The sequence below is a fragment of the Actinomycetospora callitridis genome, from assembly GCF_028737265.1.
Taxonomy (GTDB): domain Bacteria; phylum Actinomycetota; class Actinomycetes; order Mycobacteriales; family Pseudonocardiaceae; genus Actinomycetospora; species Actinomycetospora callitridis.
The window spans coordinates 23,278-44,168 of the sequence record NZ_JAQZAK010000006.1; the positions used below are offsets into that span (position 1 = coordinate 23,278).

The following is a 20,891-nucleotide window of genomic DNA, read 5'->3' on the forward strand; positions in this document are numbered from 1 at the left end:
GTCGTCGGACGGACGACCGGCCGTCCGCGTACGTTGCGCGACATGCGCACGGCCTACAACGAGAAGCTCGCCGCCCTCTCCGAAGAGCTCGCCGAGATGTCCCAGATGGCCGGCGAGGCCATGAAGAAGGCGACGACCGCCCTGCTCGAGGGCGACCTCGACCTGGCCGAGGAGGTCATCTCCTCCGACACGAAGATCGACGCCCTGCGCAGCCAGGCCGAGGAGCAGGCGTTCGGCCTGCTCGCCCTCCAGGCGCCGGTGGCCGGCGACCTGCGCTCGGTCATCGCGGCGATCCACTCCGCGGGCGACCTCGAGCGCATGGGTGACCTCGCCCTGCACGTCGCCAAGGCGGCGCGGCGTCGCCACCCGGCCAAGGTGCTGCCCGAGGACGTCGCCCCCTACTTCGCCGAGATGGGCCGCGTGGCGCTCGACCTGGCCCAGGACGCCCGCCAGGTCATCCTCACGCGCGACATCGAGCTCGCCTTCACCATGGAGTCCGACGACGACGCGATGGACGACCTGCACCGCCACCTGTTCACCCTGCTGCTGAGCAAGGACTGGCCGAGCGGTGTCGCGCCCGCCATCGACGTGACCCTCCTGGGCCGCTTCTACGAGCGCTTCGCCGACCACGCCGTGGCCGTCGCCCGCCGCGTGGTCTTCATGGTCACCGGCAAGATGCCCAACACGCCCGAGGCCTGACCGACCGGCCGCGCACACACGGAGAGCCCCTCCCGCCGGTGGCGGGAGGGGCTCTGTCGCGTTCGGGGAGGACTCAGCCGAAGCGGCCGGAGATGTAGTCCTCGGTCGCCTGCTCGTGCGGGTTCGAGAAGATCTTCTCGGTGTCGTCGATCTCGACCAGCTTGCCGGGCTTGCCGGTGGCCTCGAGGTTGAAGAACGCCGTCTGGTCGCTCACCCGCGCCGCCTGCTGCATGTTGTGGGTGACGATGACGATCGTGTACTCCTTCTTGAGGTCCCCGATGAGGTCCTCGATCGCCAGCGTCGAGATCGGGTCGAGCGCCGAGCACGGCTCGTCCATGAGCAGCACGTCGGGCTGGACGGCGATCGCGCGGGCGATGCACAGACGCTGCTGCTGACCGCCGGAGAGGCCGCCGCCGGGCTTGTCGAGGCGGTCCTTGACCTCCTTCCAGAGGTTCGCGCCGCGCAGCGAGGCCTCGGCGACCTCGTCGAGCTTCTTCTTGTCGCGCACGCCCTGGAGCTTCAGGCCGGCCACGACGTTGTCGCGGATCGACATCGTCGGGAACGGGTTCGGGCGCTGGAAGACCATGCCGATGGTGCGGCGCACGGCCACCGCGTCGGCGCTGCGGGCGTAGATGTCCTCGCCGTCGAGCAGCACCTCGCCGTCGACGCGGGCGCCGGGGATCTCCTCGTGCATCCGGTTCAGCGTCCGGAGCACGGTCGACTTGCCACAGCCCGACGGGCCGATGAACGAGGTGACGCTGCGCGGCGACACCGAGAGGTTGACGTCCGACACGGCGTGGAAGTCGCCGTAGAAGATGTCGACGGCCTTCAGGTCCAGTCGCTTGGCCACGGTGTTCCTCTACTTCGAGATGGCGGAGAAGCGCGACACGACGCTCGCCCCGAGCTGCAGGATCATGATGATGAGGATGAGCGTCAGCGCGGCGCCCCAGATGCGGAACTGGCCGGACGGCTCCGGGTTCGACAGCTCCGAGAACATCAACAGCGGCAGCGAGGCCATGTTCCCGGAGAACGGGTCGAAGTTGATGGACTGCGAGTAGCCGACGAGCACCAGCACCGGCGCGGTCTCGCCCATGACGCGGGCGAGCGCGAGCATCACGCCGGTCACGGTGCCCGACAGGGCGGTGGGCAGGACGATCCGCAGGATCGTCTTCCACTTCGGGATGCCGAGGGCGTAGGCCGCCTCGCGGAGCTCGTCGGGCACCAGCCGCAGCATCTCCTCGGTGTTGCGGATGACCACCGGGAGCATGAGCAGCACCAGCGCCAGCGACACCATGAAGGCGCTCTGCTCGGCGCCGAGGATCGAGATGAACGCCGCGAAGATGAACAGCGCGGCGACGATCGAGGGCACGCCGGCGAGGATGTCGACCATGAAGCTGGTGGTCTTCGCCAGGCGCCCACGGCCGTACTCGACGAGGTAGATCGCGGCCAGGATGCCGATCGGCACGGCGATGACGGCCGCCAGCGCCGCCTGGATCAGCGTGCCGTAGATCGCGTGGTAGACGCCGCCGGCGTACGACTCCGGCAGCACGCCCGACAGCGACCTGCCCCACCAGTCGGAGGACAGGATCGCGCCGATGCCGCGGACGACGACCGTCGCGAGCACCCACACCAGGGGCACCAGCGCGATGACGAACGCGAGCCCGACGAGGAACGTCGCGAGGTTGTTCTTGATCTTCCGGCCGGTGCTCGGGGCCTGGAAGGTCGGCGTGGTGGCGGGACGCTCCGGAGAGCTCAGGCCGGTCGCGGTGCTCATCAGCCGTTCACCTTCCCGCCGGCGACCACGCGGGCGATCGCGTTGACCACGAAGGTCAGGACGAACAGGACCAGGCCGGCCGCGATGTAGGCGCCGGTGGGCAGCGGCTGGCTGAACTCCGAGGCCGCCGACGCGATCAGCGAGGCGAACGTGTAGCCGCCGTCGAAGAGGCTGAAGCCCGACGGCGTGGTGGCCGCGCGGATGACGATGAGGACCGCGATCGTCTCGCCGAGCGCCCGGCCGAGGCCGAGCATCGAGCCGGCGATGTAGCCGCTGCGCCCGTAGGGCAGGACGGCCATGCGGATGACCTCCCAGCGGGTGGCCCCCAGCGCCTGCGCCGCCTCGATGTGGAAGCGCGGGGCCTGGGAGAACACCTCGCGGGTGACCGCGGTGATGATCGGCAGGATCATCACCGCGAGCACGACGCCGCCGGTGAAGATCGTGCCGGTGAGGACGGGCAGGTTGCCCGGCGCGAACAGGAAGAACCAGCCCAGGTCGTCGCGCAGGAACGTCGCGATCGGCAGCAGGGCCGGTGCCAGGACCGCGATGCCCCAGAGGCCGTAGATGATCGACGGCACGGCGGCCAGCAGGTCGATCACGTAGGCGAAGGGGCGCGCGACCCGCTTGGGCGCGTACTGCGTCAGGAACAGCGCGATGCCCAGGGCGATCGGCATCGCGAGGACCAGGGCGAACAGCGACGACAGCAGCGTCACCACGAGCAGGTCACGGATACCGAAGTTCAGGTTCGCCGGGTCGCGGGTGTCGAACACCGGCGAGGTCAGGAAGTTGGCGTTGTCGGCCAGCAGGGAGGGCACCGCCTGCACGAGCAGGAAGAGCCCGATCGCGGCGATGGCCGCGACGACGAGGAGGCCGGAACCCGAGGTCAGCCCCCGGAAGATGCGTTCGCCGCGTCCCGGGGTGGCCTTCCCCCGATCCGTCCCTCCCCTACCGGGGTCGGTGTCGGTCACGGTGTCCAGGGTGGCCGACCCGGCCGCGGAACCCTCGTCCTGAGGGTCCCGCGGTCGAGCCGCCGTGGTGCGTTCGGTCACAGCCGGGGTTCCGTCCGCCTCGTCGTCGCCGGGCAATCGTGTCGCCGGTCCGTTACTGGATGGCGTTGACCGCGGTGGTCAGACGCTGCTTGAACTGCTCGGGCAGCGGGACGTAGCCCGCGTCCGGCAGGGCCTGCTGCGCGTTCGGGGAGAGCGCGGTCTGCAGGAAGCCGCGGACCGCACCGGCGGTCTGGTCGTCGGCGTAGTTCGAGCAGACGATCTCGTAGGTCGCGAGCGCGATCGGGTACGCACCGGGCGCGCTGGCCTGGTAGAGGCTGTCCAGGTCCAGCTTCAGGTCGTTGCCCTGGCCGGTGACCTGCACGTTGTTGACCGCCGTGGCCACGGACTCCGTGGTCAGCGGGACGGCCTGGCCGCCACCGGAGTTGATGACCTGCGCCATGCCGAGCCCGCCGCGCTGGGCGAACGACGACTCGACGTAGGTCACCGAGTTCGGGGTGTTCTTGGTGGCGTCGGCGACGCCCTGGCTGCCGCGGGCACCGGCGCCGACACCGCCGTTGAACGTCTGGGCGGCCTCCTTGCCGTACGCACCGTTGGAGGCGGCGACCAGGTACTTCTGGAAGTTCTCGGTGGTGCCCGACTCGTCGGAACGGAAGTTCACGATGATCGGGGCGGCCGGCAGCTGCTTGCCCGGGTTGAGGGCGGCGATCGCCGGGTCGTTCCAGGTGGCGACCTGGCCGTTGAAGACGCGCCCGGCGGTGGGGCCGTCGAGCACGAGGTCGGTCACGCCGGGGACGTTGTAGGCGATCGCGACGGGCCCGAAGACGAGCGGCAGGTTCCAGGCCGGCGACGCGCAGCGCTGCTGGGCGCGGGTGGTCTCGTCGCCGTCCTTGAGCGCGGAGTCCGAACCGGCGAAGTCGGTCTGCCCGCCGAGGAACTCGTTGCGCCCCGCGCCCGAGCCGCTCGGCGTGTAGTTCAGGGTCTGCCCCTGACAGGTCTGCTGGTAGGTCGCGACGAAGCGCGTCATGGCGTTGTTCTGCGCCGACGACCCGCTGGACCGCAGGTCGGGCTTGCCGCCACAGGTGACGCCCGGTGCCGCGGACACCCCGCCGCCACCGGCGTTCTCGTCACTGCCGCACGCGCTGAGCACGAGCGCCGATGCGGCGATCAGGCCGATCGCTGCGACGCGTCGCTGATACCTCACAGAAGATTCCTCCGTGTCCGTTCCGCCCACCTCCGCGTGGGCACGTCGCAGCGCGGGGTCGCACCACGCCAACGGAGGCTAAGCAGGCCGGATGGACGCTCGGAGCGCTCGGGATGAACGAGGGATGAACGCGTCCCGGGAACGTCGCCCGGAGGGCTGAACGACTGCGACGTCGGTCACTCTCGGCGATCAACGCTGGTAGGAGACGTCCACCGCGTCGCGCTCGAAGCCCAGGCGGCGGTAGGTCGCGATCGCCGGGGCGTTGTCGCCCTCCACGTACAGGATGGTCGTGCGCAGACCGCGATCGCCGAGATGGTGGAGCCCCGCGAGGGTGAGGGCCCGACCCAGACCGCGCCCCTGCGCGCCGGGGTCGACGCCCACGACGTACACCTCGCCCAGCGGCTCGGGCACCGTCTCGGAGACGGCGTGCACCTTCGTGAAGTGGAAGCCGAGCAGGTCGTCGGTCGCGGTGTCCCACGCCAGCAGCACCCCGTCGGCGTCGAACCAGGACTCCGCCTCGATCGCGGCGACGTCGTCGGTCGTCCAGCCGCTCTGCTCCGGGTGCCAGGAGAACGCGCGGTTGTTGACGGCCACCACGGCGTCCTCGTCCCGCCCCACCCGCAGCGGGCGGATCGTGACGCCGTCGGGGACGACCAGCGCGGGCAGCGGCGGGGCCTCGTGCCCGGGGGCGGGCCGACGCATGCGCCACAGCTCGCGGGCGCGGCGGCGGCCGGCCCGCTCGGCCAGGCGCGCGGCGCCCGGGTGGTCGCCGTGGGCCCAGAACCGCGCCACGGGCGACTCCTCGAGCACCGCGTCGACCACCGCGGCGCCGACCCCGCGGCGACGGTGGGCGGGGTGCACGGAGAGCTCGGCCACCGGGTCGCCGAGGTTCTCGCCGTCGAGCAGCGCGTGCCCGACGAGGTCGCCGCCGTCGCGCACGAGCAGGTGCCGCGTGGTGGGGCGCCCGCCGTCGACGATCGCGTCGAGGTCGCGACGCGCGGGCTCGGCGTAGGCGTCCACCCCGTCGGCCGCCGCGACCGCGGCGACCAGGGCGTGGACGTCCTGCGCCTCCTGCGGCGTCACCGTCGCCACCCACCGGGTCTCCAGCACGGCGGTGACCGTAGCGCTCCTCGCCTCAGACGCCCCGGGCCCACGCGGCGGGCCGCACGACGCGGGCGTCGTCCCAGGACCCGGTCGACCGCGGGACCGGCGTGGCGGGGGTGCTCCGGGGGCTCGTGGCCGGTGCGTCCTCCTCGGCGTCGTCGGACTCGTCGGACGCGGTCTGCGCCGTCCCGAGCACGCCGCGCATCGGGCGGACGAACTTGTAGCCGACGTTGCGCACGGTGCCGATGAGCTGCTCGTGCTCCGGGCCCAGCTTCGCCCGCAGCCGCCGCACGTGGACGTCGACGGTGCGGGTGCCGCCGAAGAAGTCGTAGCCCCAGACCTCCTGCAGCAGCTGCGCGCGGGTGAAGACCCGGCCGGCGTGCTGGGCGAGGTACTTGAGGAGCTCGAACTCCTTGTACGTGAGGTCGAGCGGCCGCCCGCGCAGGCGGGCGGTGTAGGTCGCCTCGTCGATCACGAGCTCACCGAGCACCAGCGCACCCTCGGCACCGGCGCCGTCGGAGGCGCGCCGGGCCCGCAGCAGGCGCAGCCGGGCGTCCACCTCGGCCGGGCCGGCGCCGGGCAGCAGCACCTCGTCGACGCCCCACTCGAGGGACACCGCGACGAGGCCGCCCTCGGTGAGGATGGCGATCACCGGGACGTCCAGGCCGGTGGAGCCCAGCAGGCGACAGAGGCTGCGGGCGGCGGCGAGGTCGTGCCGGGCGTCGACCAGCACGGCGTCGTGCGGGCCGGCATCGAGCAGGGCCGCCACCTCGGGGGCTGCGGTCCGGAGTCCATGGGGTAGCAGGGTCAGCGACGGCAACACTGACGTCGGCTCGGGGTCGGCGGTGAGCAGCAGCAGCTCCACGCGAATCTCCCTCCGCGATCGTGGGGTGGACCCTAGACCAGTTCACCGCGCCGTCACCCTCCCGAGCGTTTCATGTCACGTCGGGCCCGCAAGCCCGTCCGCCCGGAAAAGTGCCGGTCAGGGGGCACATCCCCGCCGATCCGGTGAGCCGGACCCCGGGCTACGCTGCGTGAGCAGGACGGGTCGTGCGGGGCGGGGGAGGATTCCGGGTGTCGGGCTGGGTGCTGGTGGCCGCCGCCGCGGCCCTGGCGGTGGTGCTCGTCGCGGGGCTCGTCCTCGCGATCGTCCGGCTCCGGCGCTCCCGCGGTGCGGCGGCCGGCGGACCCACGCCCGTCCCGTCGGCCCCCGACCCGGGTCCCGAGGGCACGCGCCGCGACCTCCGTCCGGTGGGCCCGCAGCGACCGGGCGACGCCGTGAGCGGCGTCCTCCCGCGCGACCTCGCCGGCCCACCCGGCGGGCTCGCGCTGCTGCAGCTGTCGTCCCAGTTCTGCGCCGACTGCCGCGCGTCCCGGGCCGTGCTCACCGACGTCGCCGGCGAGCACCCCGGGCTCATGGTGCGCGAGGTCGACGTCGCGATGCGCCCCGAGCTGGTGCGCCTGCTGGGCATCCGCCGCACCCCGACGACGCTGGTCGTCGACCCCGCGGGGGTCGAGCTGGCGCGCCACGTGGGGGTGCCCCGCCGGGCCGATCTGCTGGGCTCGCTCGCCCCGTGGCGTCGCACCGGGTGAGCGCGCTCCACGAGCGTGTGACGTCACCCTCGGTCGACGCCCGATTCTTCGGTAGCGTGGCGCGCGTGGACGGCGGGCTCACCCAGCGACGCGTGGTGGACCTGTGCCGTGTGGACTCCAGCCTCTGTTGCTGACCCGGCCCCCGGACGACTCCGCGCCCGGACCGCCCACCTGACGTCCTTCGCAGTGTGATCGCGGGTCCTCGGCTGTACGGGGGTCGCCGGCGGGGATCCCGTCCCACCAGGAATCCGCAAGCACCCGAGGAGCAACACACATGAGCCGCCAGGACGCCCTGGTCAGTGCCGACTGGGCCGAGCAGAACCTCGACGCCCCCAACACGGTCTTCGTGGAGGTCGACGAGGACACCACCGCCTACGACGGCGGGCACATCCCCGGCGCCGTCAAGCTCGACTGGAAGACCGAGCTGCAGGACCAGGTCCGCCGCGACTTCGTCGACAAGGCCGGCTTCGAGAAGCTGCTGTCCGCCAAGGGCATCGGCAACGACGACACCGTCATCCTCTACGGCGGCAACAACAACTGGTTCGCGGCCTACGCGTACTGGTACTTCAAGCTCTACGGCCACCAGGCCGTCAAGCTGCTCGACGGCGGCCGCAAGAAGTGGGAGCTCGACGGGCGCAAGCTCGACACCGAGGTCCCGCAGCGCTCGCAGACCTCCTACACCGCGAAGGAGCAGGACACCTCGATCCGCGCCTTCCGCGACGAGGTCGTCAACGCGATCGGCACCAAGAACCTCGTCGACGTCCGCTCGCCCGACGAGTTCTCCGGGAAGCTGCTCGCCCCGGCGCACCTCCCGCAGGAGCAGGCGCAGCGCGGTGGCCACATCCCCTCGGCGCTCAACGTGCCGTGGTCGAAGGCCGCCAACGAGGACGGCACCTTCAAGTCGGACGACGAGCTGCGCAAGCTCTACGAGGAGCAGGGGCTCGACTCCTCGCGCTCGACCATCGCGTACTGCCGCATCGGCGAGCGCAGCTCGCACACGTGGTTCGCGCTGCACGAGCTCCTCGGCGAGTCCGACGTCAAGAACTACGACGGCAGCTGGACCGAGTACGGCTCGCTGATCGGCGTGCCGATCGAGACCGGGCCCGGACAGAGTGGGAGTGGATCCTGATGTGCGGAGCGCCCGAGCAGACCGCCGAGCTGCCCGCCGGTACCGACCTCTCGAAGGAGTCGGTGCTGGTCGGGAAGGTCCTCGCGGGCGGGTCGCCCGTCGGGGGCGCCTACGTCCGGCTCCTCGACGGCACCGGTGAGTTCACCGCCGAGGTCGTGTCCTCGGCCTCCGGCGACTACCGGTTCTTCGCGGCCCCGGGCACCTGGACCGTCCGCGCGCTCTCGCGCTCGGGCAACGGCCAGTCCGAGGTCACCGTCGGTGGCCCGGGCCTGTTCACGACCGAGGTGTCCGTCGCGGCATAGTTCCGAGGCCGCGACAGAAGACGATCCGCCCGCTCGTCCCGCCCACCGCGGCGGGGCGGGCGGGCGGTGGTCGTTAGGGTGGGCCGGTGGCGTGGTTCTACACCGTCCTGCTCGCTGCGTGCAGCGCCGGAATCCTCGGCGCCGGCGTCGTGCTGACGCGGCGGCTCTTCCGCGACGAGGCACTCACCGGCGAGGAGGAGCGATGAGTTCGTCCATCAACCCCGACGAGGCCGACCTGCCCGAGGGCAGCAGCGGCAACGAGGCGATCCGGGCGGCCGCGGAGCGCGCCGAGCGCACCCGGGGCGCCAACGTCCCCGGGTGGGACGACCTCCCGATCCCGAACGACACCGCGAACCTGCGGCTCGGCCCGGAGCTGAACGACGCGCTCCTGGGTCTGCTGCCGCTCGTCGGGGTCTGGCGCGGTGAGGGCGAGGTCGTCTACCCGACGATCGACGGCCCCTTCCACTTCGGGCAGCAGATCACCGTCGCGCACGACGGCAGGCCGTTCCTGTCCTGGGAGGCCCGCTCCTGGATCCTCGACGGGCCGGGCGGGGCCGTGGTGCGGCCCGCCGCCCGCGAGGTCGGCTGGTGGCGCGCGCAGGAGGACGGCATGCTCGAGCTCCTGCTCGCCCACCACACCGGGATCATCGAGCTCTACTACGGCGAGAGCCGCACACAGACGTCCTGGGAGCTGCAGACCGACGCGATCGCCCGGACCTCCACGGCGAAGGAGGTCAACGGCGCGACCCGGCTCTACGGCATCGTCGACGACGGCGACCTCGCCTACGTCGAGGAGCGTGCCATGGAGGGCCAGCCGATGCAGCCGCACACGTCCGCGCGGCTGCAGCGCGTCGTCGGCTGAGCTCCACCCCGCCCGTGGACGTCCGGCCCGTCGGTCCCGAGGCGCTGCTCGTCGATCTCGACGGGCTCGCCGCGGTGGACGCGGTCGGCGCGGCCCTGCGCGAGGCCCTGGGGCGCGGCGAGCTGCCCGGCGTCGTGGACGTCGTCCCCGCGGCCCGGACGGTGCTGGTGACGGCCCCGGGCGCGCCCGACGCCCTGGCCGCGGTCCGGGCGCTGCTCGAGGGGGTCGACACCTCGGCGCCGCGCGGCGACCGCGACGCGGGCAGCGTCGAGCTGCCGGTGCACTACGACGGCGAGGACCTCGAGCTGGTCGCCCGGGACGCCGGCTGCTCGGTGGACGAGGTGGTCGACCTGCACACCGGCGCCACGCTCACGGTGGCCTTCGGCGGCTTCGCGCCCGGCTTCGCCTACCTCGCCGGGCTCCCCGAGGCCCTCCAGCAGCCGCGCCTGGACACCCCGCGTCCGCGGATCCCGTCCGGCTCGGTGGGGGTGGCCGGCGAGTTCGGCGGCGTCTACCCCCGCACCTCACCGGGTGGCTGGCGGCTGCTGGGGCGGCTGACCGACGACGCGCCGACCCTGTTCGATCCCGACCGCGACCCGCCCGCGCTGCTGGTGCCGGGGACGACGGTGCGCTTCCGGGACGCGGGGCGGCGATGAACGAGGAGTCCAGGAGCCGGGAACTCGTCGTCACCGAGGTCGGTCCCCGCGCCCTCGTGGTGGACCGCGGGCGGCCCGGGTGGGCCCACATCGGCGTCCCCCCGGCCGGCGCCCTGGACGGACCCGCGCACGCGCTCGCGCAGCGGCTCGTCGGCAACCCACCGGAGGCCGCCGGGCTGGAGATCCTGCTCGGCGGGCTCGCACTACGGGCCTCCACAGCGACGACCGTGGCGCTCACCGGCCCGCCCGGCGGGCTGGTCGTGCGGACCGCGGCCCGCGAGCGCGTGGCGGCGTCGCACCAGCCCGTCCACGTGCACGCCGGCGACGTCCTCGTCGTGCCCGCGCCGACCAGCGGGCTGCGCGGCTACCTCGCCGTGGGCGGCGGGGTGGCGGTCGACCCCGTCCTCGGGAGCCGCAGCGCGGACACGCTCTCCGGGCTCGGGCCGGCGCCGCTGGAGGTCGGCACACGGCTGCCGCTGGGCCCGTCCTCGTCCACCCCGCCCGTCGGGACCGGGGCGATCGGCGTCTCCGCCGCGCCGGACGCCGTCGTGATCCGGCTGCACCTGGGGCCGCGCGCGGAGTGGGTCGACGACGCCGCGGGCCGCCTGCGCACCGGCACGTGGACGGTGGGCTCGACGAGCGACCGGGTCGGGGTGCGCCTCGAGGGCCCCGCACTCGAGCGGGCGGAGGCGTTCCGGGGCGTGGAGCTGCGCAGCGAGGGCCTGGTGGGCGGCGCGGTGCAGGTGCCGCCGGACGGGCAGCCGGTGGTCTTCCTCGCCGACCACCCGACGACCGGCGGCTACCCCGTGGTCGGCGTCGTGGACCCGGCCGAGCTGCCGGCGTTCGCCCAGCTCCGGCCCGGCTCGTCGGTGCGGTTCGTGCCGCTCGGGGGCTGATCGTCGGGGAGCAGCCCCAGACGCCGGGCCACGAGCGCCGCGAGACGGGACTCGTCCACCCCGACCAGGCGGGCGACCTGGCTCGGGCTCAGCCCGGCCCGCAACAGGGCCGTGACGTCGCCGTCGGAAGCCGTCGTGCCGCCGTCGCTGTCCGCGGCGGCGAGGGCCGCCACCGCGGCCTCGGGGTCCCCGAGGAGCACCGCGAGCAGCCGGTCCTTGGCCGACTCGGTGTCGGGGCCGGTCTCCTGCCCGGTCTCGGGGCCGGCCTCGCCGTCCGCCGAGGCCGCGTGCCGGGGGCGGTGCGGTTCCTCGGGCGGAGCCTCCTCAGTCGTCGGCTCGGCGAGACCCGCACGCACCGCGTCGACGTCGAGGGGATCGGTGGGCGGATCCGAGTACGTCGCCGGGACCGTCGCGTCCGAGGCGTCGTCCAGGTTCGACACCGGCGAGCCCGCCGTCCGGGAATCCGACGACGGGCGGCGGCGCGCCGTGGCCGGGTCGCTCCACGCCGCCCCGGGGTCCGGGCGGCCCGATTCGAGCGTCGGGGGCGGCCACGCCGCGGTGGCGGCCGCCCGACGGGCACGCCGGCGCCGGACCGACGACACCGCGATCAGCACGATCGCCACGACCAGCAGGACGGCCGCGACCACGATCCACGTGATCGGGGACTCGAGCACGCGCATGAGCGGCGACGGTACGCCGTCCGGCCGCGAGACGTGGCGTCATCCGGTCACCGACGGTCTCACGAGACCCCGCGCTCGTCACCCGTCTGCCGCACGCTCCGGCGAGGACGGCACAGGGCGAGCCGCGTTCGCGGCGGGCTGGGTGCCCTCCGTGACGTCGACCTGGGACTCGGAGGACTCGGGCGTCCCCGGCTCGTCGGTGGCGTCGGTGGCGTGAGGGCCGTCGGTGTCGTCGGGCTCGGCCGCGGCGTCGACCGACACGGTGTCCGCGGCAGTCGCGTCGGCATCGACCGGGTGGGCGACGGGATGCATGGTCGGCTGGTCCAGCGACCCGGGCGCGAAGGTCGGCGGCCCGCCGTACGGCCCGGGCGGCCGGTGCCCCGGGTGCGGCGGACCGGGCGGCCGGGCGGGACCGCGCCACGCCCCCCCGGGCCCGGGGCGGGGCGGCGCCGGCGGTGCCGCGGAGGGGCGCGTCGGGCCGGAGACGATGTCGTCGAGCCGCCCGCGCAGGCGGACGAGCTCGTCGACCACCGCGTCACGCTGCGCCCGCAGCTCCGCGAGGGCGGCGCGCGACTCGGCGTGCTCGGCGAGCAGCGACTCGGCGGCCTTGCTGCGCACGAGCTGCGCCTCCTGCTCCGCGGCCTGCAGGATGCCGCGCAGCCGGTCGTTGAAGGCGCCGACCATGTCGGGGCTGCCGGGCGCCCCGTCGCCGGACTCGTGCTGGTCCCCACCGGGCGCGCGGCGTGCCTCGGGGATGGTGTCCGAGACCCGTCCCTCCAGCCCCGAGGACCCCGAGGACCCCGAGGACGCCGAGGACGCCGGTGCCTCGGGGGCGGCGCTGCGCCGCCGCTCGCGCACGGCGAGCTGGGCGCGGAGCTGGGCGTTCATCCGGCGGAGGCCGGCGACGTGCTCGTCGACCTGCCGTCGGTCGTATCCCCGCAGCACGACGTCGAAGTGCGGGCCGGGACTGTCCTCCTCGATGCCGGACAAGTCCAGATAGTGCTCGGCGTCGGGCGGTGTGCGTCCCTGCTCACCGGTCGTCATCGTCACCTGCCTGCAGCCGGGGTCCACGGTGCGCGCCGGGTGTCGGGCGCAGAACCCTCCCGATCGTAGGGACCGCCGCCCGCCGACGCACGGAGCCGCCCCCCGCCCACCCGGGGGTTCTCGGCGCGTCCGAGGCCTACCATCGACCGGGTGGACACCGAACTGCGGCAGACGCTGCACCGCCGTGGCCTGCGCATGACCCCGCAACGCCAGCTGGTGCTCGACGCGGTCATCGAGCTGGGCCACGCGACGCCGGAAGCCGTCTGCACGCGGGTGCAGGAGACGGCGCCCGCGGTGAACATCACCACGGTGTACCGCACGCTGGACCTGCTGGAGCAGCTCGGCGTCGTGAAGCACACCCACCTCGGGCACGGCGCGCCGACGTATGCGACGTCCGAGCACGAGCACGTCCACCTGGTCTGTCATCACTGCGGCGCGGTCGACGAGATCGATGTCGACGCGCTGGAGGCCCTGGCGGAGTCGCTGCGCGCGTCGCACGGCTTCCGCCTGGACGCCACCCACGTCGCGCTCTCCGGCACCTGCCGGGCGTGCGCCGACCGCGCCGACGCCGAGCTCGCGGAGGACGCGTAGTGACCTCTCCCCTGACCCCGTCCCCGACCTTCGACGAGCCGGGCGCGGTCGCTCCGCAGCCGCCGATGGGTCCCGACGGCGACGAGGGCCCCGACGGTGGCACCGACGCCGGCCCCGACGCCGCCGTCCCCGCCCACTACGGCGACCCGTTCGGCGAGCAGCGCGCGCTGATCCGGCGCGCCGGCGTCGTCGACCGCTCCCACCGCGGCGTCGTGCGCGTCTCCGGTCCCGAGCGGCTGAGCTGGCTGCACCTGCTGCTGACCCAGCAGGTCGCCGACCTCGGCGAGGGCGCCGGCACCGAGGCGCTGGTCCTCGACGCGCAGGGCCGCGTCGAGCACCACGCGGTGCTGGCCCACGTCGACGACACGGTGTGGTTCGACGTCGAGCCCGGCCGCGCCGCGCCGCTGGCGGAGTACCTGGACCGGATGCGCTTCTGGTCGCAGGTCACCGTGGCCGACGAGTCGGACGACTGGGCGGTCCTGACGCTGGTCGGCCCCGAGATCGACGAGGTGCTCACCGCCGCGGGCGTCGTGGCCCCGCACGGCGACCACGCGTCCGCGGCCCTGCCCGACGGCGGCGTCGTGCGGCGGATGCCGTGGCCCGGGCCGGGCCCCGAGGCGGCCGTCGACCTCATCGTCCCGCGCGCCGAGCTCCGCTCCTGGTGGTCGCGGCTGCGTGGCGCGGGCGCCCGCCCTGCCGGGCACGACGCCTTCGAGGCCCTCCGGGTCGGCGCCGTCCGGCCCCGCCTCGGCTTCGACACCGACGAGCGCGCCATCCCCCACGAGATGGGGTGGATCGGCGGCGCGGTCCACCTGCACAAGGGCTGCTACCGGGGCCAGGAGACGGTCTCGCGCGTCGCGAACCTGGGCCGCCCGCCCCGTCAGCTGGTGCTGCTGCACCTGCAGGCCGGGGACGACCCGCTGCCCCCGCCCGGCACGCCCGTGCTCGCCGCCGAGGGCGGCCGGTCGGTGGGGCGCATCGGCACCGCCGTGCGCCACCACGAGCTCGGCACGGTCGCGCTGGCCCTGCTCAAGCGCTCGGCGGTCGCCGCCGCGTCGGCCGAGACGCCACTGTGGGTCGCGGCCGAGGGCGAGCAGCAGGTGCCCGGCCCCGCCGCCGTCGACCCGGACTCGATCCCGCCGGACACCGGCGAGCCTCCCGGCCGCGCGGCGATGCGCCGCCTGCAGGGGTGACCCTGCTCGGTCCGTCCGACGTCGCCGCGGCCGCCGCGGTGCTCGAGGGCGTCGCGGTGCGGACGCCGGTCCAGGATCTCGCGCCCGGGTTCGCGGTGAAGCGCGAGGACCTCCAGCCGATCGGCGCGTTCAAGCTGCGCGGCGCCTTCCACGCCGCGAGCCGCCTCGCGCCCGAGCGCCGGGCGGCCGGCCTGGTCACCCACTCCTCGGGCAACCACGGCCGCGCGCTGGCCTGGGTCGCGCGGCGCCTCGGCGTCCCGTGCACCGTGGTCGTGCCGGACGACGCCGTCGAGGCCAAGGTCGAGGCGATGGCCGCGCTGGGCGCCCGGCTGGTGCGCGTCCCCGCCGACGAGCGCGAGTCGGCCGCCGAGGCCGCGGCCGCGGAGACCGGTGGGACGCTGATCCCGCCCTACGACCACCCCGACATCATCGCCGGCCAGGGCACCGCGGGCGCCGAGATCCTCGCCGACCGCGCGGGGGTGGAGCAGGTCGTGGTGCCGATCGGCGGCGGTGGGCTGATCAGCGGGATCGCCGCCGCACTCCGCGGTTCCGGGGTGCGGGTGATCGGCGCCGAGCCGTCCCTCGCGGGCGACGCCGCGGCCAGCTGGCACGCCGGCGAGCGGCAGCGCTGGCCGCGCGAGCAGGTGGCCCGCACGGCCGCCGACGGCCTGCGCTCCACCGCGCTGGGCGACCTGACCTGGCCGCACGTGCGCGACCTGGTCGCCGACGTCGTCACCGTCGACGAGGACGCCATCGCCGACGCCACCCGCGGGCTGCACGCCGTGGGCGTGCCCTGCGAGGCGAGCGGGGCCGTCGCGACCGCGGGATGGCTCGCCCTGCCTCCCGATGCCCGCGCCCGGAGCACGGTCGCGGTGGTCAGCGGCGGCAACGTCGACCCCGCCTGGCTGGCCGGGGTCCTCGCCGACCGGGCGCCGGTGCCGACGTTCGGGTGAGGTCCGTGCCCGTCGCCGACCGGCGCACGCGCCGCACGCACCTCTCGACGCGCCGACCCGGCTGCCGCGTGACATCGGCCCCCCTGGTCGCGCACGATGTGAAGCCATGATCGAGTTCCGGCAGGGCGGTCGCCGACGCCTCGACCGCGTGCTCGACCCCGCCTTCCTCGCCGACCTGGCGACGTGCCCGATGGACGACGCCCGGGCCAAGCGCGACGACGCGGCGCAGGAGGAGACGGACCTGTCCTACCTGCGCCGGCTCCTGCACGCACGCATGGACATCGTCCGGTTCGAGCAGCGACGCCGGGCGGCCGCCGCCGAGGGCGAGGAGGGATCGTCGCTCGTCGACGAGCTCCCGCGGATCCTCGCCGACAACGCGCTCGGCCCGTCCGCGGGCCGCGGGCGCCACCACACGGTGCAGCCCTCGCGCGCCGAGTCGCACCGCCGGCACGTCGAGGCGCTGCTCGCCGACACCGGCCTGTCCGACGTCGCGACCCTCTCCGACGACGACCTCACGGCCGCCGCCACCGCGTACGCGGAGGAGGAGCGTTCGGTCTCCGAGCACCGCAGCATGGTCCAGCAGGTCATGGACGCCTGCAACGACGAGCTGGGCCGGCGCTACCGCGACGGCTCGGCGTCGGTGGACGACCTGTTGCGCAAGGAGATGCAGTAGCTAATTGGCGCGCTGGTGGGCCGCCCGGCTCGCCCAGAAGTCCCGCAGGCGCCGGTAGCTCGCCATCGCACGCTCGGCGTCGCCGCCCCGCAGCGCCTCGAGGGCCTCGGTGACGTCCTCGGCCGAGGTGTCCGCGGCGAGGGTCTGGTCGTCCATGAGCGTCACGAGGCCGCCGTAGTCGAGCTCGACCAGCGAACCCGGGTCGAAGTGCCGCAGCCACCGCGCGGTGTCGCGCAGGACCTCGGCGGGGCCGTCGTCGCCGAGTGTCTCGGTGAGCAGGTCGGCGGCCGCGTCCGCCCGCGTGAGGGCGTCACCGACCGGCACACGCCAGTAGCAGCGGCGGGCCGGCGCCTCGGGCGCGGTGACGGCGTCGTCGCTGGGCAGGACGAGGATCCGCTCGGCGGGGTCCACCAGCGCGAACCACGGCAGCGGCACCGTCCAGTTGGCCGACACGATGTGCGTCGCGGACTCCCCGAGCTCCGCGACGGCGGCCTCGGCGCGCGAGCGCACCGCCGACTCCTCGGTGGCGAGCGCCGCCGAGCGCAGGATCGGCGCCTCGGTGGTGAGGAACCCGACGAGCGCCGCCGCGGCCCGCGGGCGCGTCTCGAGCGGACAGACCAGCGTCTTCGGCCCGACCGGCTCGCCCCCCGTGCCGCCCGGTCCCTCGGCGAGGAGCACGTCGGCCGGGCCGTCGAGGGGTGTGCCGTCGGCACGCTCACCCGGCAGCAGCCGCGACGGCACGGCCAACTGTGCGCGGAGACACACTTCGCGATCGCGGCGGCCCGCGTCGACCACCGGTACCGCCCCGCGGGCCAGTCCGGCCCGCACCCGCGCGGCCAACGGGGCCTTCAGCGCCCCCAACGGCTCGTAGACGCGCAGGTAGCAGACGAAGGGGGCGGGCACGGCCGCCGATCGTGCCATGTCACGTCGCGACCCCGATCGGACACACGGTATTGTCGTGAGTACGAGAGTTACCTCAGATTTCAGGGGGCCGCCGGAGATGCTCCGGCCGCCCCCGCCCTGTGCGAGGGGGTCCAGACATGGGACGCGGACGAGCGAAGGCCAAGCAGACGAAGGTGGCCCGAGAGCTCAAGTACAGCTCCCCGAACACGGACTTCGACGCGCTGCAGCAGGAACTGGGCAGCGGCGACGACCGGTTCGCCGCCCGACGCTCCGACGACGACGAGCAGGTCGACGCACGCTGGGGCGAGTACAGCTACGACGAGCGTTGACGGCTCCGTAGGACCGTCGATCGTCGTCGGCCGAACACACGGCCACACCACGGTTCGACCCGCTCCGGACGGCACGCTTCACCGCCGCCCGGGCGGGTAACCGCGCGCATCGACCGCTCGACCACGAGCGGCCCGGCGTGCGAGGAGCGGGGAGTGACGAAGGCGTTCAGCAAGGGCGACGACGTCAAGTGGAACTGGGGTCAGGGCCAGGCCGAGGCGAAGGTCTCGGAGGTCCACACCGAGCGCGTCGAGCGCACCATCGACGGCAAGAAGAAGACCCGCAACGGCACGGACGACAACCCGGCCTACGTGCTGGAGCAGTCGAACGGCCAGACGGTCCTCAAGCTCCACTCCGAGCTGATCCCCGACTGACCGGGACGACCGGCGGAGCGCGCCGGAGGTCGGTAGGTACTGCGCGACATCCGATTCAGCACGCCGATAGGGAGCGCTGACTGCCGCACCTCCTTGGCGCGGAAGGCTAGAAGCGGGGGTGGTCGCCCCGGAGGAGGGCATGTCCGGCATCCGGGGCCGCGCCGTCGGCCTCGGTGGTGGCCCGCACCTCGCCGATCACCCACGACGGCACGTGCTTGGCCGTGAGGACGGCCATGGCGCGGTCGACGTCGTCGGGCGGCAGCACGGCGATCATGCCGACGCCCATGTTGAAGGTCCGCTCCATCTCGTCGCGGGAGACGCGGCCCCGCGAGGCGATGAGCTTGAACACCGGGGCCGGGGTCCAGCTCGAGCGGTCGAGCTCGGCGGTGAGGCCGGCCGGCAGCACGCGGGCCAGGTTGGCAGTGAGGCCGCCGCCGGTGACGTGGGCGAACGTGCGCACGTCGGTCTCGGCGGCGACGGCGAGGCAGTCGCGCGCGTAGATGCGGGTGGGCTCGAGCAGCTCGTCGCCGAGCGTGCGGCCGAACTCCTCGACGTGCCCGTCGAGCGACATCCGGCCGATCTCCAGCAGCACCTGGCGGGCCAGCGAGTAGCCGTTGGAGTGCAGGCCGGACGAGCCCATGGCCACGACGGTGTCGCCGGGGCGCACGCGGTCGGGCCCGAGCATCCCGTCCGCCTCGACGATCCCGACGCCCGTGGCCGAGAGGTCGTAGTGGTGGGGCTCCATGACGCCGGGGTGCTCGGCGGTCTCGCCTCCGAGCAGGGCGCAGCCGGCGAGCCGGCACCCCTCGGCGATGCCCGAGACGATCTTCTCGACCTTCTCCGGGACGAGCTTCCCGATGGCCAGGTAGTCCTGCAGGAACAGCGGCTCGGCGCCGCAGACGACGAGGTCGTCGACGACCATGGCCACGAGGTCGCGACCCACGGTGTCGTGGCGGTCGGCGGCCTGGGCGACGGCGAGCTTGGTGCCGACGCCGTCGGTCGACGCGGCGAGCACGGGCTCGCGGTACTTGCCGGTGCGCAGCGCGAACAGGCCCGCGAAGCCGCCGATGCCGCCGAGGACCTCGGGGCGCGAGGTCGACTTCGCGAGCGGCTTGAGGCGGTCGACGGCGCGCTCCCCCGCCTCGACGTCGACCCCGGCGGCCGCGTAACTGGCCTGCTGGCCCGCGAGCTCGGGTGCCGTGTCGTCGGGGGCGTGGGTCATCGGTGGAGTTCCTCGCAGGGCCGGGAGTAGGCGGGGGTGAGAGCCGTCAGGGACGGCTGAGCGCGTCCTCGGCACCGTATCCCGGTGTCCCGAGCGGCATCCCGGTGCCGTTCGAGCGCCCGTGCTCGAACACGACGGGTCCGCCCGAGCCGCCGTCGCCGCAGCTCGCGCCGGTGACGTCCTCGAGCAGGTGCTTGCCGACCATCGCCTCGTCGGGCAGCGGGATCGGGTACTCGCCGGAGAAGCACGCCGTGCACAGCCGCGAGCGCGGCTGGTCGGTGGCCGCGATGAGGCCGTCCTGGGAGATGTAGCCCAGGCTGTCGGCGCCCACGGAGCGGCGCACGCCCTCGTCGTCGAGGCCGTTGGCGATGAGCTCGGCCCGCGACGCGAAGTCGATGCCGTAGAAGCAGGGCCAGCGCACGGGCGGGCTCGCGATGCGGACGTGCACCTCGAGCGCGCCGGCCTCGCGCAGCATCCGCACGAGCGAGCGCTGGGTGTTGCCGCGAACGATCGAGTCGTCGACGACGACGAGACGCTTGCCCCGGATGACCTCGCGAAGCGGGTTGAGCTTGAGCCGGATGCCCAGCTGGCGGATGGTCTGCGAGGGCTGGATGAACGTGCGGCCCACGTACGCGTTCTTGACCAGGCCCATGCCGTACGGGATGCCCGAGGCCTCGGCGTAGCCGACGGCGGCCGGCGTCCCGGACTCGGGGACGGGGATCACGAGGTCCGCCTCTGCCGGGTGCTCGGCGGCGAGGCGGCGCCCGATCTCGACGCGCGCCGAGTGCACGCCACGGCCGGAGATCGAGGTGTCCGGGCGGGCGAGGTAGACGTACTCGAAGATGCAGCCCTTGGGCTCCGGCGCGGCGAACCGCGAGCTGCGCAGCCCCTCGGCGTCGATGGCGATGAGCTCGCCGGGCTCGACCTCGCGGACGAACGATGCCCCGACGATGTCGAGGGCGGCGGTCTCGGAGGCGACGACCCAGCCGCGGTCGAGACGCCCAAGCACGAGCGGGCGCACGCCGTGGCGGTCCCGGGCGGCGTAGAGCGTGGTCTCGTCGCAGAAGGCGATGCTGAAGGCGCCCTGGAGATCGGGCAGCAGGCGCAGCGCCGCCTCCTCGACCCCCAGGTCGGCCGCCGCATCGGCGAGCAGGCCCGTCACGACGTCGGAGTCGGTGGTGGCGCCGACGAGGGCCGACGAGCGCCGGTTGCCGCCGCCCTGGCCGTTGCGCGGGCCGCCGTTCACCGCGAGGGCGGCGTCGCGACGCCGCACCAGCTCGGCGGTGTTGACGAGGTTGCCGTTGTGCCCCAGCGCGAGGCCGGTGCCGGCCGCGGTGGTGCGGAACGTCGGCTGGGCGTTCTCCCAGGTGGGGGAGCCCGTCGTCGAGTACCGGGTGTGACCCACGGCGAGGTGACCGCGCAGGGACGAGAGCGTCTGCTCGTCGAAGACCTGGCTGACCAGCCCGAGGTCCTTGAAGACGACGATCTGGCGACCGTCGCTGACGGCCATGCCCGCGGCCTCCTGGCCGCGGTGCTGCAGGGCGAAGAGCCCGAAGTAGGTGAGCTTCGAGACCTCCTCGCCGGGCGCCCAGACGCCGAAGACGCCGCACTCCTCCTTGGGCCCCTCGTCGTACGCGGGGGCCTCGGGAGGTGTCGAGGTGGATGACGTGGGCCGTGAATCAGGTCCGGCTGGGTCCACCGGGAC

24 protein-coding genes are annotated in these 20,891 nt (G+C 74.1%); 13 read left to right on the forward strand and 11 right to left on the reverse strand.

Annotated elements, in window-relative coordinates:
• Nucleotides 1-42 precede the first annotated feature (42 nt).
• Complete coding sequence (gene phoU, locus PH191_RS19075) at nucleotides 43-699, forward strand: phosphate signaling complex protein PhoU (RefSeq protein WP_274196214.1); 657 nt, start codon at nucleotides 43-45, stop codon at nucleotides 697-699.
• 73 nt (nucleotides 700-772) lie between these two features.
• On the opposite strand, the gene pstB is transcribed toward phoU, so the two are convergent.
• From pstB to PH191_RS19105, 6 genes are all read right to left on the reverse strand, one after another.
• A complete protein-coding gene (pstB, locus tag PH191_RS19080; RefSeq protein ID WP_274196215.1) occupies nucleotides 773-1,549 on the reverse strand; it encodes a phosphate ABC transporter ATP-binding protein PstB in 777 nt (258 codons plus the stop codon).
• A 9-nt stretch (nucleotides 1,550-1,558) separates the two neighbouring features.
• Nucleotides 1,559-2,473, reverse strand: coding sequence for a phosphate ABC transporter permease PstA (gene pstA / locus PH191_RS19085; protein WP_274196216.1), 915 nt, complete (start codon nucleotides 2,471-2,473; stop codon nucleotides 1,559-1,561).
• On the reverse strand, nucleotides 2,473-3,441 hold the full coding sequence (gene pstC / locus PH191_RS19090; RefSeq protein WP_274196217.1) for a phosphate ABC transporter permease subunit PstC: 969 nt from the start codon (nucleotides 3,439-3,441) through the stop codon (nucleotides 2,473-2,475). Before pstC ends, pstA begins: the two co-directional genes overlap by 1 nt.
• Before the next feature lie 133 nt (nucleotides 3,442-3,574).
• Complete coding sequence (gene pstS / locus PH191_RS19095; protein ID WP_274196218.1) at nucleotides 3,575-4,684, reverse strand: phosphate ABC transporter substrate-binding protein PstS; 1,110 nt, start codon at nucleotides 4,682-4,684, stop codon at nucleotides 3,575-3,577.
• Between the two features lie 189 nt (nucleotides 4,685-4,873).
• Nucleotides 4,874-5,794, reverse strand: coding sequence for a mycothiol synthase (gene mshD / locus PH191_RS19100; protein ID WP_337994078.1), 921 nt, complete (start codon nucleotides 5,792-5,794; stop codon nucleotides 4,874-4,876).
• 25 nt (nucleotides 5,795-5,819) lie between these two features.
• A complete protein-coding gene (locus PH191_RS19105; protein WP_274196474.1) occupies nucleotides 5,820-6,659 on the reverse strand; it encodes a winged helix-turn-helix transcriptional regulator in 840 nt (279 codons plus the stop codon).
• Between the two features lie 203 nt (nucleotides 6,660-6,862).
• Between PH191_RS19105 and PH191_RS19110 the strand changes: the two genes are divergently transcribed.
• The 6 genes from PH191_RS19110 (at nucleotide 6,863) to PH191_RS19135 (ending at nucleotide 11,226) form a co-directional block, all read left to right on the forward strand.
• The gene (locus tag PH191_RS19110; protein ID WP_274196219.1) at nucleotides 6,863-7,381 is read left to right on the forward strand and encodes a TlpA family protein disulfide reductase; all 519 of its coding nucleotides are present in this window, start codon (nucleotides 6,863-6,865) and stop codon (nucleotides 7,379-7,381) included.
• Nucleotides 7,382-7,655: 274 nt separating this feature from the next.
• Nucleotides 7,656-8,510: a sulfurtransferase gene (locus PH191_RS19115; RefSeq protein WP_274196220.1), complete on the forward strand. Its 855-nt coding sequence runs from the start codon at nucleotides 7,656-7,658 to the stop codon at nucleotides 8,508-8,510.
• The gene (locus tag PH191_RS19120) at nucleotides 8,510-8,812 is read left to right on the forward strand and encodes a DUF1416 domain-containing protein (protein WP_274196221.1); all 303 of its coding nucleotides are present in this window, start codon (nucleotides 8,510-8,512) and stop codon (nucleotides 8,810-8,812) included. The genes PH191_RS19115 and PH191_RS19120 overlap by 1 nt, the downstream gene beginning before the upstream one ends.
• 202 nt (nucleotides 8,813-9,014) lie before the next feature.
• Nucleotides 9,015-9,674, forward strand: coding sequence for a heme-binding beta-barrel domain-containing protein (locus PH191_RS19125; protein WP_274196222.1), 660 nt, complete (start codon nucleotides 9,015-9,017; stop codon nucleotides 9,672-9,674).
• 14 nt (nucleotides 9,675-9,688) lie between these two features.
• Nucleotides 9,689-10,330, forward strand: a complete 642-nt coding sequence (locus tag PH191_RS19130; protein WP_274196223.1) for a 5-oxoprolinase subunit B family protein — start codon at nucleotides 9,689-9,691, stop codon at nucleotides 10,328-10,330.
• Nucleotides 10,327-11,226 (forward strand): 5-oxoprolinase subunit C family protein, encoded by a 900-nt coding sequence (locus tag PH191_RS19135; RefSeq protein ID WP_274196224.1) that lies wholly within the window; start codon nucleotides 10,327-10,329, stop codon nucleotides 11,224-11,226. Before PH191_RS19130 ends, PH191_RS19135 begins: the two co-directional genes overlap by 4 nt.
• On the opposite strand, the gene PH191_RS19140 is transcribed toward PH191_RS19135, so the two are convergent.
• Nucleotides 11,130-11,906 (reverse strand): hypothetical protein, encoded by a 777-nt coding sequence (locus PH191_RS19140; RefSeq protein ID WP_274196225.1) that lies wholly within the window; start codon nucleotides 11,904-11,906, stop codon nucleotides 11,130-11,132. The genes PH191_RS19135 and PH191_RS19140 overlap by 97 nt on opposite strands.
• A gap of 78 nt (nucleotides 11,907-11,984) precedes the next feature.
• The gene (locus tag PH191_RS19145) at nucleotides 11,985-12,950 is read right to left on the reverse strand and encodes a hypothetical protein (protein WP_274196226.1); all 966 of its coding nucleotides are present in this window, start codon (nucleotides 12,948-12,950) and stop codon (nucleotides 11,985-11,987) included.
• Between the two features lie 150 nt (nucleotides 12,951-13,100).
• Here PH191_RS19145 and PH191_RS19150 point away from each other — a divergent pair, with 150 nt between their 5' ends.
• The 4 genes from PH191_RS19150 (at nucleotide 13,101) to PH191_RS19165 (ending at nucleotide 16,360) form a co-directional block, all read left to right on the forward strand.
• Nucleotides 13,101-13,541 (forward strand): Fur family transcriptional regulator, encoded by a 441-nt coding sequence (locus tag PH191_RS19150; protein ID WP_274196227.1) that lies wholly within the window; start codon nucleotides 13,101-13,103, stop codon nucleotides 13,539-13,541.
• A gap of 65 nt (nucleotides 13,542-13,606) precedes the next feature.
• The gene (gene ygfZ, locus PH191_RS19155) at nucleotides 13,607-14,734 is read left to right on the forward strand and encodes a CAF17-like 4Fe-4S cluster assembly/insertion protein YgfZ (RefSeq protein WP_274196475.1); all 1,128 of its coding nucleotides are present in this window, start codon (nucleotides 13,607-13,609) and stop codon (nucleotides 14,732-14,734) included.
• On the forward strand, nucleotides 14,731-15,687 hold the full coding sequence (locus PH191_RS19160) for a threonine ammonia-lyase (protein ID WP_274196228.1): 957 nt from the start codon (nucleotides 14,731-14,733) through the stop codon (nucleotides 15,685-15,687). The genes ygfZ and PH191_RS19160 overlap by 4 nt, the downstream gene beginning before the upstream one ends.
• Nucleotides 15,688-15,793: 106 nt before the next feature.
• A complete protein-coding gene (locus PH191_RS19165) occupies nucleotides 15,794-16,360 on the forward strand; it encodes an RsiG family protein (protein WP_274196229.1) in 567 nt (188 codons plus the stop codon).
• On the opposite strand, the gene PH191_RS19170 is transcribed toward PH191_RS19165, so the two are convergent.
• Nucleotides 16,361-17,263 (reverse strand): DUF8083 family protein, encoded by a 903-nt coding sequence (locus tag PH191_RS19170; protein WP_274196230.1) that lies wholly within the window; start codon nucleotides 17,261-17,263, stop codon nucleotides 16,361-16,363.
• A gap of 137 nt (nucleotides 17,264-17,400) precedes the next feature.
• Here PH191_RS19170 and PH191_RS19175 point away from each other — a divergent pair, with 137 nt between their 5' ends.
• Together PH191_RS19175 and PH191_RS19180 are read left to right on the forward strand one after the other, a co-directional pair.
• Nucleotides 17,401-17,592, forward strand: a complete 192-nt coding sequence (locus tag PH191_RS19175) for a DUF3073 domain-containing protein (RefSeq protein WP_274188761.1) — start codon at nucleotides 17,401-17,403, stop codon at nucleotides 17,590-17,592.
• Nucleotides 17,593-17,745: 153 nt separating this feature from the next.
• A complete protein-coding gene (locus PH191_RS19180; RefSeq protein ID WP_274196231.1) occupies nucleotides 17,746-17,964 on the forward strand; it encodes a hypervirulence associated TUDOR domain-containing protein in 219 nt (72 codons plus the stop codon).
• Between the two features lie 106 nt (nucleotides 17,965-18,070).
• On the opposite strand, the gene purM is transcribed toward PH191_RS19180, so the two are convergent.
• A complete protein-coding gene (gene purM / locus PH191_RS19185) occupies nucleotides 18,071-19,186 on the reverse strand; it encodes a phosphoribosylformylglycinamidine cyclo-ligase (protein WP_274196232.1) in 1,116 nt (371 codons plus the stop codon).
• A gap of 46 nt (nucleotides 19,187-19,232) precedes the next feature.
• The gene (purF, locus tag PH191_RS19190; RefSeq protein ID WP_274196233.1) at nucleotides 19,233-20,885 is read right to left on the reverse strand and encodes an amidophosphoribosyltransferase; all 1,653 of its coding nucleotides are present in this window, start codon (nucleotides 20,883-20,885) and stop codon (nucleotides 19,233-19,235) included.
• Between the last annotated feature and the right edge of the window lie 6 nt (nucleotides 20,886-20,891).

Bases quoted from the DNA above. Each gene is read 5' to 3' on its own strand.
- PH191_RS19135 (WP_274196224.1), top strand. From the start codon at position 10,327: ATGAACGAGGAGTCCAGGAGCCGGGAACTCGTCGTCACCGAGGTCGGT.
- phoU (WP_274196214.1), top strand. From the start codon at position 43: ATGCGCACGGCCTACAACGAGAAGCTCGCCGCCCTCTCCGAAGAGCTC.
- pstA (WP_274196216.1), bottom strand. From the start codon at position 2,473: ATGAGCACCGCGACCGGCCTGAGCTCTCCGGAGCGTCCCGCCACCACG.
- PH191_RS19120 (WP_274196221.1), top strand. From the start codon at position 8,510: ATGTGCGGAGCGCCCGAGCAGACCGCCGAGCTGCCCGCCGGTACCGAC.
- PH191_RS19115 (WP_274196220.1), top strand. From the start codon at position 7,656: ATGAGCCGCCAGGACGCCCTGGTCAGTGCCGACTGGGCCGAGCAGAAC.
- purM (WP_274196232.1), bottom strand. From the start codon at position 19,186: ATGACCCACGCCCCCGACGACACGGCACCCGAGCTCGCGGGCCAGCAG.
- PH191_RS19175 (WP_274188761.1), top strand. From the start codon at position 17,401: ATGGGACGCGGACGAGCGAAGGCCAAGCAGACGAAGGTGGCCCGAGAG.
- PH191_RS19140 (WP_274196225.1), bottom strand. From the start codon at position 11,906: ATGCGCGTGCTCGAGTCCCCGATCACGTGGATCGTGGTCGCGGCCGTC.
- PH191_RS19125 (WP_274196222.1), top strand. From the start codon at position 9,015: ATGAGTTCGTCCATCAACCCCGACGAGGCCGACCTGCCCGAGGGCAGC.
- PH191_RS19145 (WP_274196226.1), bottom strand. From the start codon at position 12,950: ATGACGACCGGTGAGCAGGGACGCACACCGCCCGACGCCGAGCACTAT.
- ygfZ (WP_274196475.1), top strand. From the start codon at position 13,607: ATGGGTCCCGACGGCGACGAGGGCCCCGACGGTGGCACCGACGCCGGC.
- PH191_RS19165 (WP_274196229.1), top strand. From the start codon at position 15,794: ATGATCGAGTTCCGGCAGGGCGGTCGCCGACGCCTCGACCGCGTGCTC.